The sequence below is a fragment of the Rhodoferax sp. LB1P47 genome (assembly GCF_056521445.1).
Window position 1 is genome coordinate 26142 of the sequence record NZ_JBWMAU010000007.1, and the last position, 24616, is coordinate 50757.

23 protein-coding genes are annotated in these 24616 nt (G+C 54.2%); 22 read left to right on the plus strand and 1 reads right to left on the minus strand.

All coding sequences use genetic code 11. From position 1 onward, the window contains the following. Positions 1-3: 3 nt before the first annotated feature. The 7 genes from asd (at position 4) to accD (ending at position 8341) form a co-directional block, all read left to right on the plus strand. A complete protein-coding gene (gene asd, locus AC0969_RS09935) occupies positions 4-1140 on the plus strand; it encodes an aspartate-semialdehyde dehydrogenase (RefSeq protein ID WP_479623985.1) in 1137 nt (378 codons plus the stop codon). A gap of 274 nt (positions 1141-1414) precedes the next feature. Beyond that, a complete protein-coding gene (locus AC0969_RS09940; RefSeq protein WP_479623986.1) occupies positions 1415-3847 on the plus strand; it encodes a FimV/HubP family polar landmark protein in 2433 nt (810 codons plus the stop codon). A gap of 10 nt (positions 3848-3857) precedes the next feature. After that, complete coding sequence (gene truA, locus AC0969_RS09945; protein ID WP_479623987.1) at positions 3858-4640, plus strand: tRNA pseudouridine(38-40) synthase TruA; 783 nt, start codon at positions 3858-3860, stop codon at positions 4638-4640. Positions 4641-4642: 2 nt separating this feature from the next. Then, on the plus strand, positions 4643-5347 hold the full coding sequence (locus AC0969_RS09950) for a phosphoribosylanthranilate isomerase (RefSeq protein WP_479623988.1): 705 nt from the start codon (positions 4643-4645) through the stop codon (positions 5345-5347). Continuing rightward, complete coding sequence (gene trpB / locus AC0969_RS09955; protein WP_479623989.1) at positions 5325-6608, plus strand: tryptophan synthase subunit beta; 1284 nt, start codon at positions 5325-5327, stop codon at positions 6606-6608. The genes AC0969_RS09950 and trpB overlap by 23 nt, the downstream gene beginning before the upstream one ends. Continuing rightward, complete coding sequence (trpA, locus tag AC0969_RS09960) at positions 6605-7414, plus strand: tryptophan synthase subunit alpha (protein WP_479623990.1); 810 nt, start codon at positions 6605-6607, stop codon at positions 7412-7414. The genes trpB and trpA overlap by 4 nt, the downstream gene beginning before the upstream one ends. A 54-nt stretch (positions 7415-7468) precedes the next feature. Further along, positions 7469-8341 (plus strand): acetyl-CoA carboxylase, carboxyltransferase subunit beta, encoded by an 873-nt coding sequence (accD, locus tag AC0969_RS09965; RefSeq protein WP_479623991.1) that lies wholly within the window; start codon positions 7469-7471, stop codon positions 8339-8341. Between the two features lie 103 nt (positions 8342-8444). On the opposite strand, the gene AC0969_RS09970 is transcribed toward accD, so the two are convergent. Further along, positions 8445-8999 carry a YggT family protein gene (locus tag AC0969_RS09970; RefSeq protein WP_479623992.1) on the minus strand — a complete coding sequence of 185 codons (555 nt, stop codon included), beginning with the start codon at positions 8997-8999 and terminating at the stop codon, positions 8445-8447. Positions 9000-9187: 188 nt separating this feature from the next. On the opposite strand from AC0969_RS09970, the gene AC0969_RS09975 reads away from it, so the two are divergent. From AC0969_RS09975 to AC0969_RS10045, 15 genes are all read left to right on the plus strand, one after another. Next, a complete protein-coding gene (locus tag AC0969_RS09975) occupies positions 9188-11119 on the plus strand; it encodes a polysaccharide biosynthesis protein (RefSeq protein WP_479623993.1) in 1932 nt (643 codons plus the stop codon). Next, positions 11088-11669, plus strand: a complete 582-nt coding sequence (locus AC0969_RS09980; protein ID WP_479623994.1) for an HAD hydrolase family protein — start codon at positions 11088-11090, stop codon at positions 11667-11669. The genes AC0969_RS09975 and AC0969_RS09980 overlap by 32 nt, the downstream gene beginning before the upstream one ends. After that, on the plus strand, positions 11666-12835 hold the full coding sequence (locus AC0969_RS09985) for a class II D-tagatose-bisphosphate aldolase non-catalytic subunit (RefSeq protein WP_479623995.1): 1170 nt from the start codon (positions 11666-11668) through the stop codon (positions 12833-12835). The genes AC0969_RS09980 and AC0969_RS09985 overlap by 4 nt, the downstream gene beginning before the upstream one ends. Then, the gene (locus tag AC0969_RS09990; protein WP_479623996.1) at positions 12832-13656 is read left to right on the plus strand and encodes a glycosyltransferase family protein; all 825 of its coding nucleotides are present in this window, start codon (positions 12832-12834) and stop codon (positions 13654-13656) included. Before AC0969_RS09985 ends, AC0969_RS09990 begins: the two co-directional genes overlap by 4 nt. Positions 13657-13665: 9 nt before the next feature. Further along, positions 13666-14010, plus strand: a complete 345-nt coding sequence (locus tag AC0969_RS09995) for a cupin domain-containing protein (RefSeq protein WP_479623997.1) — start codon at positions 13666-13668, stop codon at positions 14008-14010. Beyond that, complete coding sequence (locus AC0969_RS10000) at positions 14010-15578, plus strand: phosphotransferase (protein ID WP_479623998.1); 1569 nt, start codon at positions 14010-14012, stop codon at positions 15576-15578. Before AC0969_RS09995 ends, AC0969_RS10000 begins: the two co-directional genes overlap by 1 nt. After that, the gene (locus AC0969_RS10005) at positions 15579-16715 is read left to right on the plus strand and encodes a class I SAM-dependent methyltransferase (RefSeq protein ID WP_479623999.1); all 1137 of its coding nucleotides are present in this window, start codon (positions 15579-15581) and stop codon (positions 16713-16715) included. Between the two features lie 178 nt (positions 16716-16893). Continuing rightward, on the plus strand, positions 16894-17946 hold the full coding sequence (locus AC0969_RS10010) for a glycosyl transferase family 90 (RefSeq protein WP_479624000.1): 1053 nt from the start codon (positions 16894-16896) through the stop codon (positions 17944-17946). 1 nt (position 17947) lies between these two features. After that, positions 17948-19483 carry a lipid II flippase MurJ gene (locus AC0969_RS10015; RefSeq protein WP_479624001.1) on the plus strand — a complete coding sequence of 512 codons (1536 nt, stop codon included), beginning with the start codon at positions 17948-17950 and terminating at the stop codon, positions 19481-19483. A gap of 1 nt (position 19484) precedes the next feature. Further along, a complete protein-coding gene (locus tag AC0969_RS10020) occupies positions 19485-20126 on the plus strand; it encodes a DapH/DapD/GlmU-related protein (RefSeq protein WP_479624002.1) in 642 nt (213 codons plus the stop codon). Positions 20127-20202: 76 nt separating this feature from the next. Further along, on the plus strand, positions 20203-21453 hold the full coding sequence (locus tag AC0969_RS10025; protein ID WP_479624003.1) for a glycosyltransferase WbsX family protein: 1251 nt from the start codon (positions 20203-20205) through the stop codon (positions 21451-21453). 2 nt (positions 21454-21455) lie between these two features. Continuing rightward, positions 21456-22049, plus strand: a complete 594-nt coding sequence (locus AC0969_RS10030) for a class I SAM-dependent methyltransferase (protein ID WP_479624004.1) — start codon at positions 21456-21458, stop codon at positions 22047-22049. Positions 22050-22119: 70 nt separating this feature from the next. Continuing rightward, the gene (locus AC0969_RS10035) at positions 22120-23052 is read left to right on the plus strand and encodes a glycosyltransferase (RefSeq protein ID WP_479624005.1); all 933 of its coding nucleotides are present in this window, start codon (positions 22120-22122) and stop codon (positions 23050-23052) included. Next, complete coding sequence (locus AC0969_RS10040) at positions 23049-24005, plus strand: UDP-glucose 4-epimerase family protein (protein WP_479624006.1); 957 nt, start codon at positions 23049-23051, stop codon at positions 24003-24005. Before AC0969_RS10035 ends, AC0969_RS10040 begins: the two co-directional genes overlap by 4 nt. Next, positions 24005-24565 carry a sugar transferase gene (locus tag AC0969_RS10045; RefSeq protein ID WP_479624007.1) on the plus strand — a complete coding sequence of 187 codons (561 nt, stop codon included), beginning with the start codon at positions 24005-24007 and terminating at the stop codon, positions 24563-24565. The genes AC0969_RS10040 and AC0969_RS10045 overlap by 1 nt, the downstream gene beginning before the upstream one ends. The last annotated feature ends 51 nt before the right edge of the window (positions 24566-24616 follow it).

The following is a 24616-nucleotide window of genomic DNA, read 5'->3' on the forward strand; positions in this document are numbered from 1 at the left end:
GACATGAAAGTAGGAAATCTCGTAGGTTTGGTCGGCTGGCGCGGCATGGTCGGCTCGGTGTTGATGGACCGCATGCAGGCCGAGGGCGACTTTGCCCTGATCGAGCCGATGTTCTTCTCCACCTCCAACGCCGGTGGCAAGGCCCCGGCCCAAGCCAAAAATGAAACTACGCTGCAAGACGCGTACAACATCGACGCACTCAAGCGCTGCGACATCATCCTGACTGCCCAGGGCGGCGACTACACCTCCGAAGTCTTCCCCAAGCTGCGCGCTGCGGGCTGGAACGGCCACTGGATCGACGCCGCCAGCACACTGCGCATGGAAGACAACGCCGTCATCGTGCTCGACCCGGTGAATCTGCCCGTCATCCAAAACGCCTTGGCCAAGGGCGGCAACAACTGGGTCGGCGGCAACTGCACCGTCAGCTGCATGCTGATGGGCGTGGGCGCGCTGTACAAGGCAGGTCTGGTCGAGTGGATGACCAGCATGACCTACCAGGCCGCATCCGGAGGCGGTGCCCAGCACATGCGCGAGCTGCTCACACAATTTGGCACGCTGAACGCCGAAGTCCGCACCCTGCTGGACGACCCCAAATCTGCCATTTTGGAAATCGACCGCAAGGTGCTGGCCAAGCAGCAAAGCCTTAGCGCAGCGGAGATTACCAACTTTGGCGCACCGCTGGGCGGCTCGCTGATCCCCTGGATCGACAAAGACCTGGGCGACGGCTCCAGCAAGGAAGAATGGAAAGCCGGTGCTGAGACCAATAAGATCCTCGGCCAAGGCCCCAGCTTCGGCACGGCCATCACCCCGGTGGACGGCTTCTGCGTGCGCGTCGGTGCCATGCGCTGCCACAGCCAGGCACTGACCTTCAAGCTGAAAAAGAACGTGCCTCTGGCCGACATCGAAGCCCTGATCGCCCAGGACAACGAGTGGGTGCGCGTGGTGCCAAACACCCGCGAAGCCACGGTAAAAGACCTGACCCCGGTGTCCGTTACCGGCACGATGGGCATCCCGGTGGGCCGTCTGCGCAAGCTGGCGATGGGGCCAGAGTACCTGGGTGCGTTTACCATCGGCGACCAGCTGCTGTGGGGCGCGGCCGAGCCTTTGCGGCGTATGCTTCGAATTTTGCTCGCAGCTTAACTTTCACGTTACCTCTCCTTTGGTAGGATGTAACCTTATGCAACATCTGTGGAAACCGATGTTGCAGTTTTGCGTACCTTGCATCAACGGGTCAGCCCACGACATAAATGCAGGGTAATTTTTCTACTTCAGTGTCGTAGTGCATGCCCGAATGATGAACAAAAATTGCCCGGTTGATAGCGCCCCAAGCCCTCTTTCGGCTCCCCACTGGAAGAAATCTGCCATCACGGCAGCCGTTGTAACGGCACTGGTGGGACTTGCCAGTAGCAGTGCCATGGCGCTATCGCTGGGTCGGATGACGGTGTTGTCCGGCTTGGGAGAGCCTCTGCGTGCGGAGATCGAACTGCCGGACATCACGGCCGACGAAGCCAGCAGCCTCCAACCCGCAGTCGCCCCGGCCGAAGCCTTTCGCGCCGCCGGGCTGGAATACAACACGGCTTTAACCGACCTGCGCATCGTGCTCCAGCGCCGGGCCGACGGCAAATCCATCCTGCGCCTGAGCAGCAGCCGCTCCGTGAGCGATCCGTTTATCGACCTGATCTTGCAGGTCAGCTGGTCTTCGGGCCGCATCGTCCGGGACTACACCATCTTGCTGGACCCACCGGTGCAGCGCCAGGCGCAGGCAGCCGCTACGGCGGCGCAAATCACGGCTCCGGCAACGGTCACCCCGGCAGCTGCCCCCACAGCAGGGGCCGTGGCTCCCGCCGCCGCACCAGCGCCAGCTGCTCCGGCCCGGACCGCAGCCCCCAAGCCCGCAGCCAATCCCAAGCCCCCAGTCAGCGATGCCACAACAGCGGTGGTCAAAGCCGGCGATACGGCCAGCAAAATTGCCAGTGTCCACAAGCCCACCAGCGTGTCCTTGGACCAAATGCTGGTGGCCATGCTGCGTGCCAACCCGAACGCCTTCATCAGCGGCAACGTGAACCGCATCAAGGCCGGTGCCGTGCTGAGCCTGCCAGACGCAACCCAGGCCGGTGTAACGCCCCCCGTGGAAGCGACCCAGATCATCAATGCGCAAAGCCGCGACTTCAACGCCTTCCGCAACAAATTGGCAACCAATGTGCCGGCCGTGCAAATGGCCGAGCCCGACCGCAAAGCCAGTGGCAAGGTGCAAGCCGAAGTCGATGAGAAAAAGCCTGCCGCCGCCACCCCTGACAAATTGACGCTGTCCAAAGGTGCACTCAAAAGCAAGCCGGACGAAGACAAGATTGCCCGCGACAAAGCCGACCAAGAGGCCGCAGCCCGGGTGGCAGAACTCGCCAAAAATATCACCGAGCTGAATAAACTGGGTGCCTCCACCGCCACGCCACCGGCCAAAGTAGCCAGTGCAGCAAAAGCGCCCGTGGTGGAGATCCCAACCATTCCCGTCGCCGTGCCCGCAGCACCGGTGGCCTCGGCAAGCGCTGAGCCTGCCGCATCCGCACCCATCGCCGCTGCATCTGGCGCATTGGCACCCGCCTCAGAACCGGCAACGCCCATTGCTGCACCAGCCTCTGCCGCCAGCGCCCCGCCTACCCCCGCCCTCGAAGAATCCGGCGACTGGATGGATGCCTTGCGCGAGAACCCCCTGGTGCTGGCCGGTGCCGGTCTGGCGGCATTGCTAGGAGGCTTTGGCCTCTACCGCGCACGGCGGCGCAAACATGCATCCACTGCCGACAGCTCCTTCCTGGAAAGCCGTCTCCAGGCCGATTCGTTCTTTGGTGCCAGCGGTGGCCAACGGGTGGACACCCACTCTGACGATGCGCCCGCCTCCAGCATGTCGTATTCGCCCAGCCAACTCGATGCCACCAGCGATGTCGATCCGGTTGCCGAGGCCGATGTCTACCTGGCCTACGGCCGCGATTTACAGGCCGAAGAAATCCTCAAGGAAGCCTTGCGTGCCTCGCCTCAGCGCATCGCCATCCACAGCAAACTGCTAGAGATCTACGCCAAGCGCCGGGATGCAGTCAACTTTGCGGGCCTGGCCGCCATAGTCCAGGCCCTCACCAATGGCCAGGGAGCGGAATGGGAACGCATTGCCGCCATGGGCCACGGACTGGAGCCCGGCAATAGCTTGTACAAATCGGCAGAGCAGAATGCTGCGGCCACCGCAACCGCTAGCCCTGCGTGGATGGATAGCGTGCGTGTAGAAACGCCTGTGGATGTGCCCATGTCCAGCGTATCGACCGAGCCGCCCCTGGAAGCCCCGGCCGGCCTGGAAGGTCTGGACCTCGACCTGGACCTGGATTTCCTGGACAGCGATCTGCAAGCCCAAGACATCTCTGCGCCCCCATCGGACCCCATTACCGCCCTGACCATGCCCGCCGCACTGGACATTCCCGACTCGACCAATGAAGCACCGTTTAGCGGGCTTGACTTTGACCTTGACCTGAGCACGGCTGGCAGCCCTCTGTCCGAGTCCGCAACCACCGCGCCCCCACCGCCCATAGCGGAAAACAGCCACGGCAACATCGAATTTGATCTGGGCTCCCTGTCACTCGACCTGGAAGACCCGCAGCCAGCAGCCGTTGCCGAGTCCGCAGACATCGGTATCGACGAAGGTGACATCGAAGAAGGCGACCCCTTGGCCACCAAACTCTCGCTGGCCGAAGAGTTCAACTCCATCGGCGACGAAGACGGTGCCCGCGCCCTGGCCGAAGAAGTGCTGGAAGAAGCCACCGGCGCGCTGCGCACCAAAGCCCAGAAGTTCCTGGACAGCCTGTCCTGATGCCTGTGCCATGCGCATAGCCCTGGGCGTTAGCTACAACGGCCAGGGCTACGAGGGATGGCAGAGCCAGCTGACCGGCAACACCGTACAAGACAAGCTGGAGGCCGCGCTAGCCGCGTTCAGCCAGCGCAAGGTGTCAACCTTGTGTGCGGGTCGCACCGATGCCGGTGTGCACGGCCTGATGCAGGTAGTGCACTTCGATACGCCTTTGCAGCGCCCGATTGCATCATGGGTGCGCGGTGTGAATGCATTTTTACCCCGCGATATCGCCGTGCAGTGGGCGCAGGAAATGCCCGACAGCTTCCACTGCCGCGCCAGCGCTGTGGCCCGCCGCTATATGTACGCATTGCTGGAGTCGCCCGTGCGGCCCAGCGTGGAAGCGGGCCGCGTAGGCTGGGTCTACCGCCCACTGGACCTGGCCGCCATGCAGCAGGCCGCCGCCCATTTGCTGGGCGAGCACGATTTTTCATCGTTCCGGGCGGCGCGCTGCCAGGCCTTGTCGCCGGTCAAAACCATGCGCCGCATCGACATCGCCCAGCGCGGCGTGTACTGGCGCTTCGAGTTTGAAGCCAATGCGTTTTTGCACCACATGATCCGCAACCTGATGGGCTGCCTGGTGGTGATCGGCCAAGGTTTTCAGCCACCGGACTGGATTCTGGAAGTGCTGGCCGCGCGGGACCGCAACGCCGCAGCCCCCACGTTTTCACCCGACGGCCTGTACTTCATGGGTCCGGTGTATCCCGAACACTGGGGCTTGCCCACCCGAACCGCCGCTTTTGACTGGATGCCCTAGCCATGACCCACCTCCGCACCCGCATCAAAATCTGCGGCCTGACCCGCGAGCAGGACGTAGATGCCGCCGTAGCCGCCGGGGCGGATGCCGTCGGCTTTGTGCTGTACCCACCCAGCCCCCGCTTTGTGACACCCCAACGCGCCGCCGAACTGGCCAAGCGCCTGCCGCCTTTCGTCACGCCGGTATTGCTGTTCGTTAACGAATCCGCTATTAATGTGATAGCTGCTTGCGCATATATACCAAGCGCTACAGTGCAATTTCATGGTGAAGAGTCGCCTGCGGACTGCTGGGCGGCCAGTGCGCAAGGCACACGACCTTATCTGCGGGCAGCGCGTATCCCACTCGGTGACAGTGGCAGCTTCGACTTGCTAAAATTCGCATCCGATTACGCAACAGCCCAAGCCATCCTGCTCGACGCACACGTCGATGGATATGGCGGCGGCGGAAAAACATTCAATTGGTCACGTCTTCCTCCAAGCGTCAGCTCTCACCTCGTCTTAAGTGGTGGACTCACGCCTGCAAACGTGACCGATGGCATTTTGCAGGTTCGGCCACGCGCTCTGTCGCTGTCCGTTGATGTGAGCTCCGGTGTCGAAATCTCCAAGGGGATTAAAGATGCCGCAAAAATCCACCAGTTTGTCGCCGCAGTGCGCGCGGCAGACGACCAACTTGCAAAGTTAAACCATGACCACCTACCAACAGCCTGATGTCTCAGGCCACTTCGGCATTTATGGCGGCAGTTTTGTCTCCGAGACGCTAACCCACGCCATTGAAGAGCTGAAAGACGCTTACGCCCAGTACCAGCATGACCCGGCATTTTTGGCCGAATTCGCGTCGGAACTGGCCCACTTTGTCGGCCGCCCTTCGCCCATCTACCACGCGGCCCGCACCAGCCGTGAAATGGGCGGCGCGCAGATCTTCCTCAAGCGCGAAGACCTGAACCACACCGGCGCGCACAAGATCAACAACACCATCGGCCAGGCCATGTTGGCCAAGCGCATGGGCAAGCCCCGTGTGATTGCCGAAACCGGCGCGGGCCAGCACGGCGTGGCCACGGCCACCATCTGCGCCCGCTACGGCCTGGAATGCGTGGTTTACATGGGCAGCGAAGACGTGAAGCGCCAAAGCCCCAACGTCTACCGCATGAAGCTGCTGGGTGCCACCGTGGTGCCGGTAGAGTCGGGCAGCAAAACCCTGAAAGACGCGCTGAACGAAGCCATGCGCGACTGGGTGGCCAATGTGGACAACACTTTCTACATCATCGGCACGGTGGCCGGCCCGCACCCCTACCCGATGATGGTGCGCGACTTCCAGAGTGTGATCGGCAACGAATGCCTGGTGCAAATGCCTGAAATGCTGGCGGCTGCGGGCTGTACCAGCACCCAGCCCGACGCCGTGGTGGCCTGCGTGGGCGGCGGCAGCAATGCGATGGGCATTTTCTACCCCTACATTGACCACACGGCCACGCGGTTAATTGGCGTGGAAGCGGCGGGCGAAGGCTTGGAATCGGGCAAACACTCGGCATCGCTGCAAAAAGGCAGCCCGGGCGTGCTGCACGGCAACCGCACCTATCTGCTGCAAGATGCGAACGGCCAAGTCACCGAAACCCACAGCATCAGCGCGGGCCTGGACTACCCCGGCGTTGGCCCGGAGCATGCGTTTCTGAAAGACATTGGCCGCGCCGAATACGTAGGCATTACCGACACAGAAGCGCTGGCCGCCTTCCACTACCTGTGCCGCACCGAAGGCATCATTCCCGCGCTGGAATCCAGCCACGCCTTTGCCTACGCCATGCAGCTGGCCAAAACCATGCGGCCCGACCAGTCGATTCTGGTGAACCTGTCGGGCCGGGGCGACAAAGACATCGGCACCGTGGCCGACTTGTCCGGCAGCGACTTCTACGACCGCCCTTCCATGCGCGGCCTGACCGTCAAAGGTGCCGGAACCAACTTGAAAGAAGCCACATGAGCCGCACCACCACCACCTTCGCGCAGCTTAAAAAAGATGGCCGCACCGCGTTGATTCCCTACGTCACCGCAGGCTTCCCCTTCCCCGACATCACGCCCGCGCTGATGCACGGCATGGTGGCCGCCGGGGCCGATGTGATCGAGCTGGGCATTCCGTTCAGCGACCCCATGGCCGACGGCCCGGTGATCCAAAAGGCGGGCGAAAAAGCCCTGGCTTTCGGCATCGGCATGGCCGACGTGCTGGAGATGGTGCGCCAGTTCCGCCTACAAAACGCCCACACCCCCGTGGTGCTGATGGGCTACGCCAACCCGGTGGAGCGCTATGACCAGACCCACGGCACGGATGCCTTCATCCAGAACGCCTCCAAAGCCGGTGTAGACGGAGTGCTGATCGTGGACTACCCGCCCGAAGAATGCGTGGACTTTGCCGCCAAGCTCAAGGCCCACGACATGGACCTGATCTTTCTGTTGGCCCCCACCTCGACCGAAAAACGCATGCAGCAGGTAGCCAAGGTGGCCAGTGGCTATGTGTATTACGTGTCGCTCAAGGGCGTGACGGGTGCAGGCACGCTGGACACCGGCGCGGTCGAGGCCATGCTGCCACGCATCCGCCAGCACGTACACATCCCCGTGGGCGTGGGCTTTGGCATCCGCGATGCCGAAACCGCCCGCGCCATTGGCCAGGTGGCCGACGCGGTGGTGATCGGCAGCAAAATCATCCAGCTGATCGAAAACCAACCGCACGACCAGGTGGTGGCCACCGCCGCCGACTTCCTGCGCGGCATCCGCACTGCGCTGGACGCATAATCCATCCCCCGCGCGCCCACACCCTGGGCGCGCCACCTGACCAGAGGAAACCCTATGTCTTGGCTTGAAAAACTGCTCCCCACCAAAATCCAGCACACCGACCCTGCCGACCGCCGCAGCGTGCCCGAAGGGCTGTGGATCAAGTGCCCAAGCTGTGAGAGCGTGCTGTACAAAAACGATCTGGAGCAAAACCAGAACGTCTGCCCCAGCTGCGGCCACCACCACCGCATTGGCGCACGGGCACGGTTAAACGTGTTTTTGGATGCAGAAGGCCGCTACGAGCTGGGCCAAGAGGTGGTGCCGGTCGATCCGCTGAAGTTCAAAGACAGCCGCAAGTACCCCGAGCGCATCAAAGAGGCGATGGAAAACACCGGCGAGACCGATGCGCTGGTGGTGATGGGCGGCTCGGTCCACGGCATCAACGTGGTGGTGGCGTGTTTTGAATTTGAATTTATGGGCGGCAGCATGGGCAGCGTGGTGGGCGAGCGCTTTGTGCGGGCGGTGCACGCCTCCATCGAGCAAAAAGTGCCGTTCATCTGCTTTACCGCCACCGGCGGCGCACGCATGCAAGAAGGCCTATTGAGCCTGATGCAAATGGCCAAAACCAATGCGTCTTTAACCCGCCTGGCCAAAAAAGGCCTGCCTTACATCAGCGTGCTGACCGATCCCACCATGGGCGGCGTGAGCGCAGGCTTTGCGTTTGTGGGCGACGTGGTGATTGCCGAGCCCAAGGCGCTGATCGGCTTTGCCGGCCCCCGGGTGATTGAATCCACCGTGCGGGTCACCTTGCCCGAAGGCTTCCAGCGGGCCGAATTCTTGCAACAAAAAGGTGCCATCGACCTGATCTGCAACCGCAAGGAACTGCGCAAGACCATTGCCCACACGTTGGCCATGCTGCTCAAGCAGCCAGTCGATGCGGTGGTGTAGGTTTTTAGGCAAATTTTCACAAGCCGAATTGGCAACTAGCGCAAGTAACACCTGCGCCAGCTGCTATCAAAATACTTAAAATAAGTATAGCAAGCCTCGGGGCTTAAAACATCGCCAGTACCGCAGGCAGTGCGTAATTCAGCACGATGGACGCCACCTGGAGCAGCACCAACAGCACCAGCGCCGACAAATCAAAGCCCCCCACCGGCGGCACAATGCGGCGCACGGGCAGCAGCAAAGGGGCGCACAGGCGCTCTAACACGTCCGACAGGGCCGAACGGGCTTGCACCCATGACAGCACGCTGTAAACCAACAGCATGCCAATCAGGCCGGTAATCGCCATCGACACCACCCCAAACACGGCTAACACCGGCACCGCCCCGGCTCCAGCCCCGGCGCCCGCCAGCAGCCACAGCAAGAAAAACTGCAACAGCTTCAATACGATCGGGGCGATCACACTCGCCAGATCCCAGCGGCCCACCGCAGGCACCACCCGCCGCAGCGGAAGCACCAGCCAGTCGCTCAAAGCAAACACCAGGTTGCCAACCGGATTGCGGAAGGAAATCCGCTGGTATTGCATATACAAACGCAATAAACAGGCACTGCCCACCAGACCGGTGGCGACCTCTAACAAAAACGAGATGATTTGGTACAACATGCAAACGCCTATTCGGGTCGTGGGATGATAGCGCCTGTCACTGCTTGCCCTGAGTCCCCTTTGTCCACATCCCACCGCCACGCCAGCCCCCTCTTGTTCCCCCAGGAAACCATGCTATTCCCCGGTGGCCTGCTGCCTTTGCATGGGGGTAAACCGCTGCCAACCCAGCCCCGTGCGGCATGATGCGGATGCCTTTGCCTAACCACCACGCGATTCTGGAATGGCCTCGATCCACCAAGCAGTTGGTGGTGGTTTCGCTGGATGTCGTTCTGGGCTTGTTTGCCATGTGGCTGGCCTTTACGCTGCGGCTGGACAAGCTGCATTGGCCTGCCGGGGCGCAATGGGCGGTATATGCACTAGGCCCGCTGTTGGCGGTGCCGATTTTTGTACGCTTTGGCCTGTACCGTGCCATTTTTCGCTACACCGGCATGGCGGCACTCACGGCCACTGCCAAGGCGGTAGGTATCTACACCGTATGGCTATTTATCTTGCTGCAATGGCTGCAGTGGATGCAATGGGAAGTCATCCCACGCAGCATCGGCATCCTGCAACCGCTGGTTTTTTTGCTGCTGGTGGGAATCAGCCGGTCGATTGCACGCCATTGGCTGGCCGGCCTGGGCAGCGCGTCCCGCCACCCCGATGCTCGCTTGCTGATTTATGGCGCAGGCAACGCCGGCGTACAAACCGCCGCTGCACTGGGCAGCACACGGACCTACACCTTGCTGGGGTTTGTGGACGACGATGCCACCAAAGCCGGCCGCAGCATCAATGGCGTGCCGGTATATGGCCCCCAGCAGGTGCCCGGCATCGTCAGCCGAGAAAACATCACCGACATCTTGCTAGCCATCCCCAGCGTCAGCCGAGAGCGCCGCAATGCCATTTTGCAAACCCTGCAAACGTTGCCGGTACACGTGCGGACCCTGCCCGGCATGGCCGACCTGGCCAGCGGTCGCGTCACAGTGCAAGACATCCGCGAACTGGATATTGAAGACCTGCTGGGCCGTGAACCCATTCCGCCCCACCCTGAGTTGCTGGCCCGCAACCTCACCGCCAAAACCGTGCTGGTAACCGGGGCCGGGGGCAGCATCGGCAGCGAGTTGTGCCGCCAGATTGTGGTGGAACACCCCACCCGCTTGGTGCTGGTAGACCATAATGAATTTGGGCTCTACACCATCCATGCAGAACTGCAAATTCTGTGTGCCACACACGGCCTGGCCGTGGAGCTGGTGCCACTGCTGGGTAGCGTGGGCAACTATGCGCGGATGCTAGACATCTGCACCCGCTACCGCCCCACCACGGTCTACCACGCCGCCGCCTACAAACACGTGCCGCTGGTTGAAAGCAACCCGAGTGAGGGCATCTTGAACAACGTGTTTGGCACGCTGAATATGGCGCGTGCGGCGATCACCACATCCGTTGCACATTTTGTTTTGGTCTCGACCGACAAAGCCGTGCGCCCCACCAATGTGATGGGAGCCACCAAACGCATCGCCGAACTGATCTTGCAAGCCTTGGCTGCCAGCCCGGTGGTGCAATGGAATGACAACACCAGCAGCCCCAACAGCACCCTCTTCGCCATGGTGCGGTTTGGTAACGTACTCGGCTCCAGCGGCAGCGTCGTGCCTTTATTTCGCAAACAACTAGCCCAAGGCGGTCCGCTGACGGTAACCCATACAGAGGTGACCCGCTACTTCATGACCATCCCCGAGGCCGCGCAACTGGTGCTGCAAGCGGGTGCCATGGCGCAGGGGGGGGATGTGTTTGTGCTGGAGATGGGGAGGCCGGTGAAAATCCTGGACTTGGCTGAAAGGATGGTGGCACTCTCGGGGTTGAAACTTCGAAACAAAAACTGCCCCGGAGGCGACATAGAAATTTCCATCGTGGGATTACGCCCAGGAGAAAAACTCTATGAAGAGCTGTTGATAGGCAATAATCCAATTACAACCCAGCATCCGCGCATCATGAAAGCCACTGAACACTACAAGGAATGGATGGAACTGACTATCCATCTAAGCAGTTTAAGTGTGGTAATAAACAATAACGACACCGGAAAGCTAAAGTCAGTATTAAAAAATCTCGTAAGCGAATATGAAGAAGATCAACCCCATACAAAACACTGAGTCTCAAATTGACTCAAGGGACAGAAAAATTACGCCTACTTGTTTTATCTTTGATGTCGACGGAGTCCTAACAACAGGACATTTCCTCTATACATCCGAAGGTAAAGTAATGAAGATATTTGGGCCTGACGACAATGATGCACTCTCGCTGCTGAGGCCATACCTCGATATCCGCTTTATCACTGGAGATAAAAAAGGCTTCGAGATATCAAAAAAACGTATCGTCGAAGACATGGATTTCCGATTGGACGTTGTCAGTACCATTCACCGAATCGATTGGATTAAGGAACGGTATCAGCTTGACAGCGTCATCTATATGGGAGACGGTATTTTTGATCACTATGTCATGCGCGAAGTGGGGTACGCAATTGCACCCGCCAATGCCGACAAACTGGCCAAGACTCATGCCAATTTCATTACAGAGCGCGCTGGAGGGGATCGCGCAGTGGCGGAAGCTTGCCTTCACGTCATGGAGAAATTCTTCACTGCTTATAACCCAAATGAACTACCTAGCGCTCATGCGAAACTATCAGGAGAGTGGACCGTATGATCCAACAAAGACTTGAATCCTTCTTACAAAAAAGGAAATGTACGCTGTTAGGGGTAGGCCCCATGAGCGTAAATTGCATTGACGCCGCAATCGAACTCTCCAACGAACATGAAGTTCCTATCCTCCTCATTGCCAGTCGCCGCCAAATCGACTCGAAAGAATTTGGCGGTGGCTACGTTAATAACTGGACCACGGAAGAATTTGCCCGGTATGTCATAGACAATGACAAAAAAGGCAAGCTACTCCTTGCCCGTGATCACGGTGGCCCTTGGCAGAACACCCAAGAGGTAATAGAAAATCTCAGCCTTCGGCGCGCCATGGAGTCTGCAAAGGCCTCATATCGCGCAGACCTTGAAGCCGGTTTTCAAATACTGCACATAGACCCCAGTATTGACGTACACGGCCAACCCGATGTAGACGAGGTTCATGACCGCATATTTGAACTCTATGAATATTGCTGGAGCCAAGCACAGCAATTGGGACAGGACGTCATTTTTGAGATTGGCACCGAAGAACAAAGCGGCAGCACCAACAGCCAGGAAGAACTGGATTACACGTTGAACGCGGTTCAGCAATTTTGCAAAAAGTACCGTCTTCCACAGCCCACCTTTGTGGTCATTCAATGTGGCACACGTGTGATGGAAACCAGAAATGTGGGCTCATTCGACAGCCCGATTCGGGTTGCAGATGAGCTTCCAGCAGAGATTCAATTGCCGAAGATGATCGAAATATGCAATCGCTATGGCATCTTCATGAAAGAACACAACACGGACTACCTGTCCGACGAAGCGCTCCAATGGCATCCCCGCTTGGGTATCCATGCAGCCAATGTGGCGCCCGAGTTCGGAGTTACGGAAACTCGCGCCTTATTAAGTATTCTGGAAGCAAACAATCTAGCAGGGCTCTCCGAACGATTCCTGCAAATTGCCCATGCATCCAACAAATGGAACAAGTGGATGCTGCCTGACACCCAGGCAACAGACCGCGACCGCGCCATCATCGCGGGGCACTATGTATTTTCAACACCGGAGTGCGTGGCACTAAAGGAAGAGGCAAGTCGTGCCCTTGAATCGAAAGGAATAAACCTTGATCAATACTTACGTCAGCACGTCAAAAACAGCATCCTGCGCTATCTTCGCAATTTCCGTCTGGTGAGGTCGACATGAAACGTGTTGCGACAATTATTCTGAATAGAAATCTACCAGCGGTTACAGACAGCCTTTGCCGACACCTCATACATCACGACGGGGATCTGACCGATGTATTTGTAGTTGAAGCAGGCTCCGATGCCGAGCAACTGTCCACACATACGTCCTGGCACGCCGACTGGCCTGATGCACTTGCTCATGGCCTACGCTACTCCCGCGGAATGAACCACGGACTCAGCCAGCTTTGGAAGGACGGCAAGTTCAAACAATACGATGCATTCTTCCTGCTAACAAACGACACTGAACTGCAAGCCTGTGCCACCGTGGCCCCCCTGATGAATGTGCTAGACCAGCATCCAAGGGTGGGCATTCTCTCCCCTTGCGCCGAGCGGTGGGGAGAACGTTTATTACTCAAGGAACAATCCACCAAATACTTCTGGTTCATCCACAACAACGCCTATTTGCTCAGGCGTGAATTTGTGGAGGCTATTCTCAATCAGCACCAGCCTGACCATATGGGCTTTGTTTTTGACGGTTCCAATTTTCGCGGCTATGGGGCTGAAAGCGAACTGATTGCAAAAGCCTATGCCAACGATTGGGCCGCTGCCATCACTTCCGAAGTATGGGCCATGGAAAACGAATCACATCTTTTGACCCAGGCCGACTTGATCAAAACAGAAGGATACAAGGAGAACTTGCAACTTTATGTCGAAGAAGGCCGTAGCTGGATGCGCCATAAATACGGCTTCAACAGCCGATGGTCCATGCAACAGTATGTCAAATGCTTCTACGACAAATTCTTTGAGTTTCACCCCGAGTTTTCGTCCTATCAAATATGAGAGCGTTTTATGCAAGTTATTGAAAAGCCCTGGGGCAAGGAAGAAATCATCGAAATCAATGATCGTTACATGATGAAGAAGCTGACGATGTGGGCAGGGCATCGTTGCAGCCTACAGTATCACAATATCAAACGTGAGACTATCTATGTCCTAAGCGGGCAACTTCGTATCTACAGTGGCCCAACGCAGGATAAGTTGATATCAAAAATATACGAACAAAACGACTCTATTACCCTGGTCCCAAGCATTATCCACCGCATGGAAGCGGTAACCGACAGTGTTTATCTTGAGGCCAGTACACCAGAAATGGACGATGTTGTCCGGCTGGTAGACGACTACCAGCGCGCGCCGTAATGAGTTATCGCGTCTGCATACCGACTGCCGGAACGGGGTCGCGACTTGGTGAGTTGACCCGCTACATTAACAAATCGCTGGTCAGCATTGCCAACCGCCCCACCCTCGCGCATCAGATAGAACAGTTTCCCGAAGACACCGAATTTGTCATCGCGTTGGGCCACAAGGGCGCCCTGGTTCGTGAGTTCCTGGCATTGGCTTATCCCGGGCGCTGCTTCATGTTCGCCGATGTTAGCTCTTTCGAAGGCCCCGGCTCGGGCCTGGGATTGAGTCTGCTAGCCTGCAAACCGTACCTACAGCAGGCTTTTGTTTTCATCTCCTGTGACACGCTAGTCAAAGAGCCGGTCCCGGCACCCGACGTCAACTGGATGGCCTGCGCACAGCTTGATGATCTTGCCCCCTACCGTACGCTAAGCATCAAGAATGGCCGCGTTAGCGCCATCTGCGAGAAGGGCGTGGGGCAGGCAGGCAGCCACAAGCCGTACATAGGCCTGGCGGGCATCGCCGACTACACAGACTTCTGGTCGGCGATGGAACAAGGAGGCCAAGCCGCCGTCGATACCGGTGAAACGCACGGTTTGCGCCGTCTGCTAACTACGGGAATCTCGGCGCATGACTTTACTTGGCATGACACCGGCAACCCAGAAAAACTGGCCCAGGCGCGGGCTGACTATGCCGAAGTAGATGCTCCCAATATCCTGGAAAAGGCCAATGAGGCCATCTGGTTTGTCGACAGGTTGGTCATCAAATTTTCCGATGACCAGAAATTCATCGCCAACCGTGCTTTACGCGCCCACTCTCTGCGGGGCTACGTGCCGGAGGTGGCTGCTGTTCAGCCCCATATGTACAGCTACCCCAAGGCGCAGGGCCGGGTGCTGTCGGAGTTGATCACACTTCCGCTATTTGAAAAGCTACTCACCCACAGCAAAGGCTTCTGGACGGGAATGGCGCTCAATGAACCCGCGACGATGGACTTCAACATCGCATGCAAGAGGTTTTATCGCGATAAAACCTATGAGAGGGTTGAGCTGTTTTACAAGAACTTCTCCCGGCGGGACGGCACTGAGTCCATCAATGGACTGGCGATGCCAGCACTCGATGAGCTGTTGGGTGCAGTCGATTGGGACTGGCTTTCGCAGGGTGTCCCAGTGCGTTTCCACGGTGACTTCCATTTTGAGAACATCCTCTGGAACGACACTGATCAGAAATTCACATTCCTCGACTGGCGGCAGGATTTTGCGGGAGATATTGTTAAAGGCGACATCTACTATGACTTTGCCAAGCTGTTGCACGGCATGATCATCAACCATGAAATCATCGCCAACGACCAGTATTCAATCACTTGGCATGCGCAGGAAATAAGCTATGACTTCCGTCGAAAGCAGATTCTGGTGGAATGTGAAAAGTATTTTGAAAATTGGGTAATCAGAGAAGGTTATGACAGAAAAAAAACATACGTCCTGACAGCTCTTGTTTACTTGAACATCGCCGCCCTACATCATTATCCATACAGTCTTTTGCTTTACTCTTTGGGCAAAAAAATGCTTGAAAACGCATTGGACAAATAAATGAAACTATTAGAACGAAAAAAAGATGTAGTCACTGGTGAGACGGATCTAGAAGACTTGCATGTCCTGCATGATTTTCCGGTATTCATGGGATCGGTTGACCACCCAAAATCACAAGATCTGGTCGCGGATCTGGCATGGTCTATTTCACGCTATTCAGGTTTGATACAGCTAAAAAATCCGTTGCCGCTGGACGTTTTATACCAGGCGCAAACGACGACGACGGCGGTCGGTGCGCTGTGGATGGCGCACCACAAGGCGTTTGCCGGATTTCTGTACCGCCATGCCCCACGCAAGGTCATTGAATTTGGCGGTGCCCATGGAATTCTAGAAAAAGAATACCAAGCTCATGGCAGCATACCGTGGACCATTTTGGAGCCCAATCCTTCACCGATAGAGGGATGTAACGCCAAGTTCATCAAGGGATTTTTTGATGAAAAATTTACCTATGCAGAGGACTTCGACACGGTCGTGCACTCGCATGTATTTGAGCACATGTATGAGCCTGATCAATTCATGCTGCAGCTGCGCCAATTCACGAAACCCGGAACCAGAATGGTATTTTCGGTTCCCAATCTATTCGAATGGCTTGAAAAAAAATATACCAACTGCATTAACTTTGAGCACTCAGTTTTTTTGACAGAACCCTATGTGGACCATCTGCTAGCCAAACACGGATTTAAAGTTTTGGAGAAGAAGTACTTCATGGGTGACCACAGTATTTTCTATGCTGCGGTGCGTGATGACTCGGTGCAAGCCACTAAGCTGCCGCCCGATCTCTACGAAAAAAACAAGCAGCTCTATTTAAATTACGTGAGCTACCATGAAAATCTGATCCATGACTTGAATCAGAAGCTCGCCGAACTGAAGAACCCCGTGTACCTGTTTGGAGCCCATATATTTGCCCAGTATTTGATAGCGTTTGGCCTGGACACCAGTCGTATCGCTAGCCTGCTTGACAATGATCCGAAGAAGCAGGGTCGGCGACTATATGGCACCCAACTTTTGGTTCAATCTTCCAAAATACTGCGTGAGATCCAGGCACCAGTTGTCATTTTGAAAGCCGGGGTTTACAACGAGGAGATCAGGAACGATATTCTCGTCAACATCAATCCTGAATGCTTATTTCTCGAATAATATGCCTAGTGTCGATGCTCAAGTCAGAACCACCTCTGATACTAAAACTCGTCTGAAATTCGTAATATATCGCCCTCATTCAAACATATGGTTCAGGAATACGGTGGGCAGGATTCTAAAAAATAAACTCTACCCCAATAAGTACGCTCCTTTTTTTGATCACCTGTTGAAGTCTGATGTGGATGTTTTTTTCACACCCTCTCTGGACCGCGCATTAAATCCGAAAGCTTTTCTTCAATGGGCATTTGACTGTTTTGAATTGTTCTCGTGGTGCATCTTGAACAAGATAAGCATCCAAAGGATAGGTTTCATTTTCAGCAAGAGAAAGCTGGCGGGCAAAGATGCATTATTCATCATGCATTATGGAAATTTGACCAATGAAACGGTAGATGTTGCCGGCAAGGGCCAACTGGTGGCGGATTGCCTGTCTGGCGAGCGGATATACAAGATCGTCCATTTGACACACTATGTATACTGCCCGCGCACAGGCGCCCATAACTTGGCGCGACTACAGCCGGATTTGCTAGTTGCTGAAAATGATCTGAAATCTAACTCTGGATTTTTCAGTCACCACTTCAAAAAAATAGCCTGTGATTTCTGGTGTCTGCCATATATTGCGGCGGACAAATTCATCCACAGTACCGATTTCGGGCAACGCATCAACAAACTGCTGGTCACGGGCTCCATCACCTACAAAATGAAAGATCCTGAGTTTCAGGAATTTTTTCATGGAGATGAACTACAGCCTATGAGGCGGCAGATATATTCACAAGCGGCCAACTACACGGCGCAAATGGATTGCTTTGTGTCCGACTTGAACGCAAGCCGCACCGAAGCAGGAAGTCAAGGCAACTCGCAACAGGCGTACTACAAGAAAGACATTGTCGCGCTGTACAACTCTTACGCGATGTTTGCGGTTCCCGAAGAAATTTGCGACTTGCCCGCGATCGGTTTTGTGGAGGGCATGGCATGTGGTGCAGCGTATTTCGGCCTTGACGATCCCATGTACAGGAATCTGGGACTGTTGCCGGGTGTTCATTACGTCTGTTACGACGGCACGGTTGCGGACCTGATGAACAAGGTCGGGTTTTTCCAGCAGCACCCGGAACAGTTGAAAAAAATTGCCGAGGCAGGTTGTCAGTTTGTCAACAGCCATTTGAGGGCCGCTGTTGTTTACGACCGGTTCATCAATGCGCTGAAGCGCACAGTCCATTCCAGAGCGTTGGTTTGAAATGGCAGCGCGCCCCGCCAAGATGTCGTTCTCCAGGCTCGGGCTGATCAATATCTGCATCAGCTTGGTTGGCGCGCTGGCCACCTATTTTTCACTTTCGCTGATGGCGCAGCAGTTCGGCGGCACGGCTGTCAGCGATGCGTATTTTTACCTATTCTCCCTCACCACCATCTTCACCGCCCTGATCGCCAGCGTGCTTTCCGCCGCGTTTCTGCCGGTATTCATCGAACTCAAAGTGCGTCATGGTATGGATGCAGCCAACCAGTTTGGCAGCATTGTTTTAAGCTGGTGTTTGGTGGGCTGCCTGCTGATCGGAGTCGGCACCTTCGCCTTTCACGATGCCTTTTTCGCTACCGTGTCGAAATTCGGCGAACTGAAGCTGCACCAGCAAAGAAGCATCCTTATCTACTTCGCACCGGTTTTCTGTGTTTCGGTAATGTCGGAATACTTCCGGCTGGTACTCATCGCATTGGGCGGCTATACCGTGGCGGCACTAGGTGCCCTGCTGCCGCCGGTCATTCTGGTGGCTTTGCTGCTGTATCCGGATGAGAACCTCAGACAGGAGTTGCTCGCCTTGTCTCTGCTGGCATCAAAATCCGCCGTCCTGCTGATGCTGCTGTGGATGCTCAAAGGCCGCGGGATACGGCTAAGGTTCCTGATCGCCAAAAACCATGCGGCAACGCATTTCCTGACAATTTCCGCCCCCTATGCCTCGGCCGGGCTGATAACCCATTTCGCCACGTTTTTCTTTGACTACATGGCAACGGGCCTGGGTGTCGGCATACTGACATCGACAACCTATGCCCAGCGTCTCTTTACCATGCCGGTGGCGTTAATTATTAATCCGCTGTTAGAAATAGCGCGCGCCAGATTTTCCGAATACCGGGCGCTGAATGACATGAGGGCTTTTCAGCTTCAATATGACAATCTAGTGAAAATAATATTGTATTTTTCAATAGCCATTGCAGTTATTTTCTTCTGCTTTTCTAGAGAAATTGTAGAGGTACTTTTCCAGCGAGGTGCCTTTTCCGACGACAACGTGGAGGTGGCGGCGAACTGCCTTCAACTACTGGCTTTTTCCGTACCGCTGACCTGCCTATTCACCTTGAATGGCAGAACTGTGGAATCATTCCAGCGGCTTGTTTGGCCATCTTTTTTTGGCACCATTGGTAATATTTTTTTGATATTACTGACCTTTAACCTAGTCACCAAGCTGGGTTACAAGGGTATTCCTTATGCGCGCGTGGCTATCGATTTACTGTATTTTTTACCCTTCGGCTTCCTGGCTGTGCACTTCTTTGGTTTGGAAATTAAATTTCCTAATTTTCTAAAAACCTTGAGCCTAGCTGGCACGGCGGCAGCGATCCCTATACTTATTTATCTGATGGGAAAGCCCCAGTCCTGGCTGGATGATTTTCTTCCGCAACTCTGGGTGAACGCGGCTTTAATAGCATCTTTTCTTGCCACCTATCTGATTCTTATTCTCCTGATGGACCGCAAGCTTTTTAGCGTCGTCAGGAAATTGTTGAAAAGATAAAATGATAAAAATAACCCTCCGGGCCATGCGCCACGAGCGTCTGCCTTATGCACTGTTTGCCGTTTCCCGGAAAATGGCTGAGCAACTCGTTGGACGCCTGTTTGCGGGCTTTCTGGGCTGGAAAGGCGGCTATATAGGCCCCGGGGCCAGAGTTATGGGGTCTCGTCACATCAGCGTCGGCAAGCGCGCCTATATAAACCGGTACGCGTGGATTGAAGCGGTGCATACCTTCCGTGCACAAAGCTTCGCACCTGTCATCCAGATAGGGCGCGGCTTCAGCGCCTCCGACCGACTACATATTTCAGCCGTCAACCGCATAGAAATCGGCGATAACTGCCTGTTTGGAAGCGGCATCTACATCAGCGACCACAATCACGGCTCGTACAAAGGCACCGAGCACAGCGACCCGGCGCACCCTCCTGTTGATCGCGAATTGCTTTCATTGGGGCCCGTAACGATAGGCTCCAACGTATGGCTGGGAGATAACGTCATTATTATTGGCCCACTAAGTATCGGCGATGGTGCGGTGATAGGAGCCAATTCAGTTGTCTTGCAAAACATTCCCATGAATACCATTGCTGCTGGTAGTCCTGCAAAAACAATAAAACACTTTAATCGCACCAGTCAACGATGGGAAAAATAGATCAGTTTATTATAAAATATTTGCACCACATGCCATGGTAAAAATAATATCTCTTGATTCAAACAAAAAATCCAGCATGAACATGAATGCAAACATCAAAAAATCTCGGACTTCTTACTTAAGCTCACAACATGAAGAGCCTACCCACAAGAGGGCAAAATTAATTGCAATTTATTTCCCTCAATTTCACGAAATATCGGAAAATAATTCATGGTGGGGCAATGGATTCACAGACTGGGATAATGTAAAATCCGCAGCTCCGCAGTTTGAATCACATTATCAACCTCGATCGCCACTTCATAATAATTATTACGATCAATCACAAATAACAACATTAAAGTGGCAAGTAGATGTCGCAAAAAAGTATGGCATCTATGGATTTTGCCATTACCACTACTGGTTCGACGGAAAACAATTACTTGAAAAACCAACAGATATCTTCTTGGAAAACAAAGACATTGATTTTCCATTTTGTTTATCATGGGCTAATGAAACATGGTCAAGACGATGGGATGGAAATGACCACCAAGTGCTAATGCAACAAACGCACCCGCCAATCCATAAAAGTTGGAAACGACATTATGATTATTTAATCAAAGCTTGGACCGACCCAAGAGCCATCAAAGTAGATGGAAAGCCCGTCTTCGTGATCTACAGGCCGCATTTCATCGAAAATATAGATGAAATGCTTACTTTTTGGCGAGATTTAGCAAAGAACGATGGACTACCCGGATTATATTTTATCTTCCAAAAACAGTATGAATTACCAAACAATAGCCACTTGAAATCATTTGATGCCATTTTTCAATTTCAACCATTTGAGGCGGTGTACTCTCCAAATTTTTCAAAGAAAAATATTCAACAATCACTGCTATACAAGTTAATCCGTGGAATTCCCGAGCGTCACCTCGATATGCTGCGTGGAATCAAATCAAAATTTATAAAAAAATTAAAATTTCACGATTACGAAACCACCTGGAAACATATTTTAGAAATACGCCCAGATCAAAATCTAACAACTTTCCCGGGAGCTTTTGTAGACTGGGATAATTCTTCTAGATATAAAAATCGAGCAACAATATTTCGCGGGGCCAGTCCCGAAAACTTCGCCAAATGGCTTACCCGTTTAGTGGAAACGCTACCTCAGCGCAATCTTCCAGAGGATTTTATATTCCTTAATGCATGGAACGAATGGAGTGAAGGGGCATATCTTGAACCAGATGAGAAATACGGCCACCAATATCTCGAAGCCATCAGAGAAATAATATTTTTCAACCATGAAAAAACGGAACCAGTTGATACGCACCAATTCAAAAAAGAAAAATAAAAATGTCAACAGCATCAAGCAAATTTTCCGACTATTATAAACATTTGAAAAACATCAGTTTTACTGGGCGTATTTATAAAAAATATTATGCTTCGCCCATCCTTTATTTTTGTGTACTGCGCTTTGGTCACCGTATCGCCGAAATTGGCTGCGGGATTGGTAGCGGTATTCTGGGAGCGTTCCCTAAAACTGTCACTGGCCTCGAAATAAATCCTTTAGCAGTTGAACACTGCATAGCGGCGAAACTGAATACCCACCTGATCGAGAGCGATGGCAACTTTCCTGTCGCGGATGACTCAATCGACGCTTGTGTTCTCGACAATGTCTTGGAACACATTGAAAATCCTATAAAAATACTAAGCGAATGTCATCGAATAACCAAGAAAAATGGTGGACTAATAATTGTCGTTCCTGGAATTTCTGGTTATCAGTCGGACGATGATCATAAAATGTTCTATGACTCCCTGGCTCTGAAAAATTTGGATAAACGTTGGACTTTAATAAATATTTTCTCAACACCATTTTTCATTCAAAACAAAATATTATCAAAAAATTTTAAACAATACTGTTTGGTTGCAACCTTCAAGAGGGTCTGATGTTTTTGTGTATACCCACACACGTCACAGCCGCAATGCTTTATGCCAATTTCTGCTTATCTAAAAATCTGTGAATAATTCACCTCCCAAGGTCGCGGTCGCCCTTGCTGCTTATAATGGTACTGCTTATATCGCCGAGCAGGTTGATTCCATCCTGAATCAAACAGGCGTTGAGGTAACCATTTTTGCCAGCGTTGATGCATCTTCAGATGGTACCGAGGCTTGGTTTGAGCGTTTGGCAAAAGTTGAATTTCGAGTCAAATTACTTACCTGCGGAGAGGTATTTGGTAGTGCAGCACCCAACTTTTTGCGGGTGATCCGAAATTTAAATTTGGAAGATTTTGACTATCTTAGCTTCTCGGATCAAGACGATATATGGGACCGAAACAAGCTGATTCGAGCGCACAGGCAAATGACTGCCCATGAAGCGAATGGCTATTCAAGCAATGTGACTGCATTCTGGCCATCTGGAAAAATACAGCTGATAAAGAAATCGCAACCACAAAAAGAATGGGATCATTTTTTTGAAGCTGCCGGTCCCGGTTGTACTTACGTTGTCCGTCGAAATCTGGCTTGTGCTTTGCAATTCACAGCACGCCAGCATCGCGATACATTGTCGAGACTGCGCTATCACGACTGGTTTATTTATGCCTTTGCACGGATTAACGGTCATCGCTGGATTATTGATGAATACCCGACCTTGTTGTACCGCCAACATGCGACAAACCAGGTCGGTGTTAATGTGGGCTGGAAACCTTTTTTGAAAAGAGTTCAAAAGATACGCACCGGAGAGGCCTTGGGACAAGCGACTTTAATTGCACAAGTCTCGGGCTTACCCATGGGGCACCCGGTGATAAATTTACTAAAAGGTGGACGTATAGGCATCTTGCGTTTGGCATTAAAAGCACCGCATTGCCGACGCAAACGGATTGAACAAGTATTTTTCTTTTTCTCCTGCGTAGTGGCCGCGATATGGATTCCTTCACGGAGATTAGGAGAATGACTTCAGACGTTGTTATTACGGGTGCAACAGGCTTTGTAGGACGAGCGTTAATGCTCAGAATAGGCGCAGATTCCTCTTGGAATCCCAAGCCTCTCCAGCTGCCCGACCACGCATTCCACAGAAGTGGGTTCCAGCAAACTTCGCAGGAAGGGGGCTCTGAGCCCAAAACTCAATGGGCCCGCATGTTGGCAGGTGCAAATACCGTCATTCATCTCGCCGCCCGGGTGCATGTGATGAATGACACGGCACCCGATAAACTGGCCGAATTTCGTAAGATCAATGTGCTTGGAACAAAAAATCTGGCCCTTGCCGCAGTGGCCCATGGTGTAAAACGCTTCGTGTACATCAGCTCAGTCAAGGTCAATGGTGAATTAACGCTGCCAAAACAAGCATTCACCGAAAAGGATGCAACGCACCCATCCACCCCCTATGCCGTCAGCAAGTACGAAGCGGAAATCGCTCTGCGCCAAATCGCATCTAAGACCGGTATGGAAGTCACCATCATCCGCCCGCCCCTGATCTACGGCCCCGGTGTCAAGGCCAACTTCGCCGCCCTATTACGTGCGGTGGCACGGGGTGTGCCACTGCCGCTGGGTGCCATCCACAACCTGCGCAGTCTGGTTGGGCTGGGCAATCTGACGGACTTCATCCTCGCCTGCATGACCCACCCGGCGGCCGCGAACCAGACTTTCTTGGTCAGCGACGGTGAAGATTTGTCCACAGCTGCATTGGTTCGCCGTATGGCGCAGGCTATGGGTCGCTCTGCGCACCTATTGCCTATACCGCCCTGGCTGTTGCAGGCCGGGGGCAGCGTGCTGGGCAAGCACGCAGCAGTGCAGCGCCTTTGTAGCAACTTACAGGTAGACATCCGCAAGGCCCACGACCTGCTGGGCTGGACTCCCCCTATCAGCGTGGATGAAGGCCTGCGTCGCACCATCGCAGGAATGCAGTGATGAAGCGCTTTTTCGATCTACTCATGGGCATAGCCATATTTTGCATCCTGGCCCTCCCCATGCTGCTAGTCGCCCTGAGCGTGCGCCTTACCTCCCCCGGCCCGGTGCTCTACTGGTCCAACCGCGTTGGCAAAAACAATAGCATTTTCTCTATGCCAAAGTTCCGCTCCATGCAGATAGATACTCCGGCAGTAGCTACACATTTACTAGCAAATCCTGATAATTACCTGACCCCTATCGGCAGCTTTTTGCGCAAGAGCAGCCTGGACGAACTGCCTCAGTTGTGGAGCATTTTGAAAGGCGATATGGGCTTTGTCGGGCCGCGCCCTGCGCTGTTCAACCAGCACGATCTGGTGGCCCTGCGCACGGCCGAAGGCGTACACACCCTGGTGCCGGGCCTGACGGGTTGGGCGCAGATCCACGGGCGCGATGAATTACCGATTCCGTCCAAGGTGGAACTCGATGCCTACTACCTGCGCCACCGCTCTTTCGGCCTGGATCTGCGGATTCTGGCGCTGACCTTCTTCAAGGTATTGCGCCGTGACGGAATAACGCACTGACCGCGTTTTAAAATCGCGGGTTCGGCGACATTCGCCCTCTTTCCCTAACGT